Here is a 7,839-nt window from a genome sequence, read left to right as displayed (position 1 = left end):
GCCCCTCGGTCAGACCCGAAAACGGCTCGATCCACTTCGGATCATCTGCAGAGATCACCCCACACATGCCCGAACCAACGTCCCAGCCGCACCACTGGTTACGGGACAACCTCTAGCCGGGAAGACGGGGCCCAGCGTGCCCTTGCGGCCCGTTCGGCGTCAGCGCCGTGTCCAGGCCGCTGCTGACTCGTTGTAGCGGCAGGGCGCGCTCTGTCGTCCCACGATTCACGGACACGCGCCGGTTCACTGAATTCCGTGCGCCGAGGGACGGCAGGGCGCGGGGGCGCGATTCCACCGCGTGACGGCGCGCCGGGCCGTCGTCCGCGAGGCTGTCCCTCGCCGCCAGGCAGCGTCCTCTCCCACACCGCTACACCGGGCGGCAGGGCCCGCAACACAACGTCGACCCTGCCCCTACGTGCGTGCCGGGAGCCGCCCCTCGTCCGGCATGGGCATGACACTCCAGCCGACTTGCTCACCGTACCGGCCCTGAGCGAGCCGGATAACGCGCCGCCTTCCCCGTGGGGCGCGCTCTGAGGGCTGGGGAAAGCAGCCCAGCCCTGCCCTCGTTTCATTCCAGAGGCTCTGCCGGACCCGGACTGTCTGCCTCTGGGGCGGGGTTTTTCTGTTGGCAGTCCGGGCACGGGAACAGGCCGTGGCCGTCAGGAGCCACGAGGGTGCCCCAGTCGCGGCAGCGCCGGCACAGATACACCTGGTCGGCGTTCGGCCGGTGCGGGCGGGAAGGGCGCGGCAGAAGGATACGGCTCACCTCAAGGAGAACATAAGGCGCATTTCCACATATTCCGTCCACTATGTCGCTCGAGGAAGCGTGCACCGGGTGCCGGGGGCCCGGCATCAGCTGGTGTTCGTGGACCGGCTGACAGCCACGCTCATCCATCTGCGGCACGATCTGCCGCACGCGGTCCTGGGTGTGCTGTTCGGCGTCGATCGCTCGACCGTCACCCGTGCTGTTGGCGAGGTCACGCGCCTCCGGGGGCAGCTGGCTGCTCGCGGAACGGGGCTTTGCTGTTCCCGACCGTTGTGGTCTGCGGCTTCGCACCCTTCAAGATGTATTCGCCTACGCCCAGGCCGAAGGTGTCGAGCTGCGTCTGGACGCCACCGAGGTCCAGGTCCGCCGGCCGGCGGCAGGCCGCGGCGGACGCCGCGCCTTCGTCTCGGGCAACAAGAAGCAGAACACGATGAAAGCCACCGTGATCGCCGACCACCGCGGCCGCACTCTGTGGACCGACGCGTTACGACCAGGACGCATGCACGACGCCACTGCCGCCCGCACCGCCGGCATCGGCCCACGCTTCGACCACTTCAACCTGGCCCAAGTCCTCCTCGATGACGGCTACCTCGGCCTCAGCCGAGACCATCGAGGGAAAGCCCTCAGCCCACCACGCAAACTGCGACCAGGGGCAATAGCACCCTTCGTTGAACTCCGCGAACGCCAGCGACACCACCACTCGTCGCAACGGATCGTCGAACACGCCCTCGCCGACCACAAACGCCGGAAACAACTCCAGCGCTGAACCCACCGCCGCGACCGACTGCCCGACACCCACCAGGCCATCTCCGACCGCACGGCCACCGTCTGAATACAGACCACGACCGAGCAAGCACATGACTCAACCGCTATCACGCACCAACTCGTTAGGTCGTGTCCTACATGGTCAGTCGGCAGTTGTCCTGGGCGTGGGGAGTGGACGGTGGGGATGGATTGTTCCGGACGGACTGTGGGAGCTGGCAAAGCCGTTGCTGCCAGCGGCCCGAGTTCGTCCGCAGGCCGGTGGGGTCGCGAACATCGGTGACGAGGCGGTGTTTGCCGCGATCATCTTACGTCCTGGTCAGCGGCTGCGCGTGGCGGGCGTTGCCGCCGTGTTTCGGGGCGTCGAAGTCGACCGTGCATCGCAGCTTCGCCATCTGGTCCCGCGCCGGAATCTGGGGTTCCAAGAGGCACGTTCTGTCCGACGCGAGCGGACTGCCTTACGCGTCGGGATCTCCGCGGCCAACACCCACGACAGCCAGGCCCTGAAGCCGATGCTGTCCCATTTCCACAGGGGACACGAATCCCACGCGGCCGACTCCAAGCCTCAACGCCTTCGTGCGGACAAGGCGTACGACATCCCTCACCTGCGGCGATGGCTGTGGGGCAAGCGCATCGGCGTCCGCATGGCCCGTAAGGGAGTCGACTCCAGCGAGCGACTCGGCCGGCGAAGATGGGTCATCGAACGCATCGAACGCACCATGTCCTGGCTGACCGGCTACCGCCGACTCAACCACCGCTACAAGCGAAAGCCAGGCAACTGCCTGGCCTTCTCGGCCTGGCCGCAGCCCTCTGCTGCTACAAACAGCTCCGGAAACTGACCATATAGGACACGGTCTTAAACTGCCCCCTTCGGTCTGTGGTGGCACACTTGCTTAAGGGCTCTACCGATGCACCGCCCTGGCAGGTGGAGACGACCCGCCGGGCTCGCACGTGGTTCGATGGAGGGACCGTTATGAGTCGTGGACACGTAGAGGGCGGCACCGTTTTTTACACCCTGCCGTCAATACCCCAAATGCTTGCTGTGCCACCCGCAGGTGGCGGAGCTGGCGCGGCTGGATTCAGAATGGGTGCGGGAACACCTTGAACGGGGAGAGTCTCATGGCGCGAACCCTACGCTCAATACCTCGAGCCCCTGGCTATATTCCGTTGTTCGGTCACTCGATCACGATGTTGCGAAATCTCCGAAGCTTCTTCGTGCCACTTCAAGAACTCGGCGACTTCGTCCGTGTCCAAGCTCTGAATTATCCCTTCTGCTTGGTGACCAATCCCGACCTTGTACACGAGGTCCTTGTGGCCAGAAGCAACTCTTTCGAGAAAGGGCGTCTCAGTGACAGAGTTAAGCCGTTGGTCGGTGACGGACTTTCAAACTCGCCGCGAGCATTGCACCGAGTTCAGCGTCCCATTCTTCAGCCTGCATTCCACCGGCACCGCATCGCCAGATATGATAATCTCATCGCGGGGCACGTCCATGAGATCGATTCCTCCTGGAAACCTGGATCATCCGACGATCTCTGGCCAGGACTCGTTGACTATGCTGCAGTGAATCTTGCTGCCACTCTATTTGGTTGGCGCCTAAGTGAAGAAGCTATCGCTGTCGCGCGTCGCGAGGTCCCGTATCTCCTGGGTGTGGTCATACCTCATTGCCTGATGCCCAATTCGCTTGACTGGCTCCCGCTGCCGTTCAATAGAGGCTTCTACCGGTCATGCGCCGAGATCAGGAATGCCACTTACGACGCGATCGTCAACGCGCGGGAAAATCCGGACCGCAATGACTTCCTTTCCCTAATGGAAGAGGGCACCGCTGACAATCGTTTCTCTGATGAACAGATGGTCGATCACATGGTGACCATGCTCATGGGCGGCGTCGACTCAGTCGCCGCGACGATCGCCTGGACCATGTTCGAACTCAGCCGACACCCGGAGATCCAAGAGCGCCTGGTAGACGAACTCAAGGACGGACTGCCATGCACCTATCTCGACTATGTCCTCAACGAGATTAGTCGCCTGTACTCGGTGGTCCTACTGAGCCGACGTACTTCAGAACCGATTACCCTCGGTGATATCGAGCTTCCAGAAGGAACTGAAATCGCCTTCAGCCCCTATGCACTGCACCGAGATCCACGATATTTTCCCAACCCCGAAAAGTTCGACCCAGAAAGATGGCTTCCCGGAGGGAAAACTATTCCGCGTGGCTCCTATATACCCTTCGGCTCAGGGAACCGGAAATGTATCGGAGACAACTTCGCCATGACGGAGATCGGCAGGAGCCTCGCCTGGATCTTGCCCCGATGGCGCTTCACCCCGCACCCTGAGCGTAGCGTCAACCCACAGAGGCTGAGCATCGTACCGCTACCGAGTACGCTCTGCCTCACACTGACTTCCCGATGAACGGTGGTGACGATGCTGATGCTCCTATGAATGTCAAGCCGTGGCTTGGGTGTGGGTGGTGGCGCTGTCTGCGGTGTTGACCAAGGTGAGGAGTCGGTAGTGGTCTTCGGCCGTACCTCCTCCGGCCTCCACGAGGGGGTGACGCACACCGCGCCGCCGACGCCGATCGGGCAGCACTGCAACCGCTCCAATCAGCGGCAATCCCACCACTCCGTCCAGAGCGGGCGACTTGGTCAGGCAGACGATGGCAGACTTGGCTTCGATGCATGCGTGACGACCCGGCCCGTACTCCTCACACCCCGCGACCTGCAGACTCACATGATCGGCCATGTGGTCCAGCTCGTCGGCGCCGACAGGGCTGGGACGGCGTCCGGTGAGGTGGTGCAGCCAGCCCTCGACCCAGTGGGCGTGTTCCAGTATCTTCAGCACGCCGCCTGCGGCGGAGGCCTGGCTTTCGCCTTGGTGGGCCTCGGTCTTCCAGTGCCGCTTCGGCGCCGAACGCGCCTTGTTGGGGTCTCGGCTGCCCCAGAACCGCCATTCGGTGACCAACGGGGCGGACGGGCGGCGGGCGCGGGAACCTGGTCCAAGAGCTTGGCAGCCTTCGGCGCGGCGGCCTTGGCGGCCTTCGACTTCTTGGCTTGATCTTGGTCTCGTTTTCCCACTGGCCATCCCAGCCCGGGCGCTGACTTTCTCCTGCCACTCGTGGCCGGCCGGGCAGCGCCGTCCAGCCGCAGCTCCACACCCTCGGGCCTGGGCATAGGCAAATACATCTTGAAAGGTGCGAAGCCGCAGACCACAACGGTCGGGAACAGCAAAGCCCCGTTCCGCGAGCAGTCGGCGCACCTCGCCAACGGCACGGGTGACGGTCGAGCGATCGACGCCGAACAGCACATCCAGGACCGCGTGCGGCAGGTCGTGCCGCAGATGGATGAGCGTGGCTGTCAGCCGGTCCACGAACACCAGCTGATGCCGGGCCCCGGGCACCCGGTGCACGCTTCCTCGCCCCGCCCCTGGAACCCGCCCCCCTCAAGCCCCACCACCCACGGTCTGGCCACCTCCCCAGCCAAGACGACAGATGAGCTGTCGACATCCCCGTGAACAACGGATGCGTCAACACCGAACGGTCAGCCACACCCCTCACCAGCAGAGCATGCCCAACCGCTATCACGCACCAACTCGTTAGGATCCAGAGGAAGTGCCGCGCCTCGTCGCCGAGTACGGAGCCGACCAGTGGGCCTGGATGCCGCGGTGCTGGCACCCTGGCTAAAGGACCTGGACGCTGCCGCCTTGGTGCTGCGGGACGCTTGGCTGGCTATGGGCGGCACCGCCGCCGACGCGGACGGCGACATACGCGCGGCTGGATGCCACGGACGTCGCCCCGGTGCATGCCGCGGCCGCGATGGTCACTGCCCTGACCAAGCAGCCCGATGACAGCTTCGAAGAAGTGCTGGTCACCCGCTACAACACGATCGCCCGGTTCCTGCCCGACCTGCTGGCCACCTTCACCTTCCGCACTGTGGCCGAGGGCCGCCGTCCGGTGCTGGACACTCTGGAGTTCGTGCACTCCCTTAAGCGGCGCCACCGGACGGAGCTCACTCGGCGCCCTACCGGTTGCAGGCAGGAAGTCGCAATTGAGTACTACAATCTTTGCAAGGCCTGGAGAGGAGAAAGGGGACTCTCGTTCGGTAGATCGGCGACCAGTTCGAGGCCTCTGTGGGCGCTGTCTGCGGACCCGAGAGCGAGTGGCAAGGCAGGGATGAGTCGTCGGCGACGACTCATCCCTGAGCGGCCACGTGAGGCACGCAAAATTCTGGAGAAGGGGCTCCCATGCCTGCCAGGAATATCGAGGACGGTGCAGTCTATATCCTACCTCCCATACCCCAGATGATTCCTGTCCGATGCCATCCGCATATAGCTGAGATCGAACGACTGGACACCGAGTGGGTGCGGGCGAACCTGCCGTTCACGACCGAAGCCGATAGAACTGAATTCCTGTCCTGGCGCTCCCCGGTCTGGGTGGCGCTCACCTTTCCGACCGCTCCGGTAGACCGGCTTCTCGATATCAGCCTAGTCACCTCTTACCTGTTCGCGTTCGACGACGCCTGCTACGCCCGGGACGATGCCAGTGTCACCCAGCGCGATTTCGGCCTCCTGAGCGCTTGCCTGTCAGGTGAGCAAGTGGTTTCTTCCTCTCCCTACCTCATCGCGCTGCAGGACATATGGCAGCGGATGAGTCCCCGGATCCCGGAACGTCAGCGAGCGCGGTTCCTTGATTCCGCCGAGATCTTCCTGGCCGGATGCCTCGGTGAGATTTCCACGAGAAGCCGCCATGAAGTCCTCGCCTTCGATGCGTACCTGAAGCTGCGGACCCAGTCACTGGGTGGCCACTTCTACCTGATGCTCACCGAGTACGCGGCACAGGTCGACCTCGAAGACGACCTCCGAAGGTCTCCTGAACTGGTTGAGCTCAACAGGCTCGCCGCTGAGCACTGGCTATTCGCCAACGATCTGTTCTCCTTCCGCCGCGAGTACTACGCCGGTGACTTCATGAACGCGGTACTTGTTCTGACCCACCATGATGGCTTCGCTCTGCAAGACGCCGTGGACGTCGTGAGCCGACTCCTGCATGAAGCCGAACTACGGTTCGTCCGCCTCCGCGAGAAGGTCCTGGAAGGTGCCATAGGCAATCGGCCACAGATCACTCATTACCTCGATACCCTCGGCCTCACCATGGCCGGCAACCTGGAGCAATCTCGGTTCGCGCCCCGCTACCACGGCCCCGGCTATCACGGCCGCCCCTACTATTCTGGCAAAGTTACCCTCTGGCCCGACCGTACCGAATACGACCTCACTGGTGAATGGGGACGAACCCCAGGAGTTATAGGTAGCGAAGAACATTCGGATGAGCATCACCCGATACCGCGATCCGGGCCATGGCATTGAGCTGGTAAGTGACGGCACCAAGAGGGCCATGCGGGCACTCGGCGTCACACATTCCGGAATATTTGGCGCCGCTCACCAGTCTTCCTCCAGCCTCGTAGAAGGGGCAACCTCAATAATCTAGAAGCTTCTCGACGAGAAAGCAGTTTTGATCACCGGCGGAGCATCCGAGATCGAGGCCGCAGCAGCGCAGATATTCATCGACCTTGGTGCTCGCGTCGTGATCGCTGACATCAACGACAACGAAGGCGACGGCCAGGTCGCGGATCAGATTACGGAGGATGGCGGAGAAATCACGTATGTACACGCCGACGTCACCTCGGGGACCGAGGTGACGAGATGGTTCGAGCCGTTGTGGAGCGGTATGGCCGACTGGACTGCGCTTTCAACAATGCCGGCGTCGACGGTACGTTCAGGCCCTTTATTTCGCCGACCCTGACAAATTCGACCCCGACCGCTGGCGACCCGAAGCCATAAGCGACATCCCACGCACCGCATTCATTCCGTTCGGCGCAGGAATACCCCGGCTCATTGCCACTCTCTCTTAGCCGACGATAGTCGACAACGGCGGTCCCGCCCCGGTTGTCCAGGCAGGGCGGCTGCAAGGTCGAATTGATCTTGCAAAAGGAGCTGGTCGTCAGAGGTGCAACCGGATAGACCGAAGCTCCGTTGGAGGTGACAGGTTTCTCAATACGCTTGCCACCAAGGAGCTTCGATGTTTGTCTGGTCTGCCATGCCTGCCGGCCGGTGCTTTCGTGCATCGTCACGCCAAGGGGGGCGGCCGACGCCCAAAGGGCGTCAGAATAGAGTCCCGTGCGAGATTCCCTGACGACAGTCCGGCAGGTTCCTAATAAAGGCTGTCCCGTTTCTGGTTTGGCGGTTGGTGCGTTGACGTGGCTTGGGTGGGGTGATTTCAGCTGATGATCCGAAGTGGATCGAGCCGTTCGCGGGCCTGACCGAGT

General features: G+C 63.0%; 5 protein-coding genes and 2 pseudogenes. 6 read left to right on the top strand and 1 reads right to left on the bottom strand.

Going from position 1 to position 7,839, the window contains the following annotated elements:
* Positions 1-816: 816 nt before the first annotated feature.
* The 3 genes and pseudogenes from ACZ4NT_RS38280 to ACZ4NT_RS38270 form a co-directional block, all read left to right on the top strand.
* A pseudogene (locus tag ACZ4NT_RS38280) lies at positions 817-1,598 on the top strand (transposase); the annotation flags it as partial.
* 97 nt (positions 1,599-1,695) lie between these two features.
* Positions 1,696-2,375 (top strand): annotated as a pseudogene (locus ACZ4NT_RS38275) (transposase).
* Between the two features lie 272 nt (positions 2,376-2,647).
* The gene (locus ACZ4NT_RS38270) at positions 2,648-3,937 is read left to right on the top strand and encodes a cytochrome P450 (protein ID WP_467730036.1); all 1,290 of its coding nucleotides are present in this window, start codon (positions 2,648-2,650) and stop codon (positions 3,935-3,937) included.
* Positions 3,938-3,970: 33 nt separating this feature from the next.
* Here the strand turns inward: ACZ4NT_RS38270 and ACZ4NT_RS38265 are convergent, their stop codons facing one another.
* Complete coding sequence (locus tag ACZ4NT_RS38265) at positions 3,971-4,930, bottom strand: helix-turn-helix domain-containing protein (RefSeq protein WP_467730033.1); 960 nt, start codon at positions 4,928-4,930, stop codon at positions 3,971-3,973.
* An 834-nt stretch (positions 4,931-5,764) separates the two neighbouring features.
* Between ACZ4NT_RS38265 and ACZ4NT_RS38260 the strand changes: the two genes are divergently transcribed.
* From ACZ4NT_RS38260 to ACZ4NT_RS38250, 3 genes are all read left to right on the top strand, one after another.
* Positions 5,765-6,880 carry a terpene synthase family protein gene (locus ACZ4NT_RS38260; protein ID WP_467730031.1) on the top strand — a complete coding sequence of 372 codons (1,116 nt, stop codon included), beginning with the start codon at positions 5,765-5,767 and terminating at the stop codon, positions 6,878-6,880.
* 145 nt (positions 6,881-7,025) lie between these two features.
* The gene (locus ACZ4NT_RS38255) at positions 7,026-7,316 is read left to right on the top strand and encodes an SDR family NAD(P)-dependent oxidoreductase (RefSeq protein WP_467730029.1); all 291 of its coding nucleotides are present in this window, start codon (positions 7,026-7,028) and stop codon (positions 7,314-7,316) included.
* Entirely contained in the window at positions 7,255-7,425 is a 171-nt protein-coding gene (locus tag ACZ4NT_RS38250) for a cytochrome P450 (protein ID WP_467730038.1), read from the top strand. Before ACZ4NT_RS38255 ends, ACZ4NT_RS38250 begins: the two co-directional genes overlap by 62 nt.
* Positions 7,426-7,839 lie beyond the last annotated feature (414 nt).

Source organism: Streptomyces sp. NPDC026417, assembly GCF_055567695.1.
This window is presented reverse-complemented; position numbering and strand designations above follow the sequence as displayed.

Bases quoted from the DNA above. Each gene is read 5' to 3' on its own strand.
- ACZ4NT_RS38260 (WP_467730031.1), top strand. From the start codon at position 5,765: ATGCCTGCCAGGAATATCGAGGACGGTGCAGTCTATATCCTACCTCCC.
- ACZ4NT_RS38270 (WP_467730036.1), top strand. From the start codon at position 2,648: ATGGCGCGAACCCTACGCTCAATACCTCGAGCCCCTGGCTATATTCCG.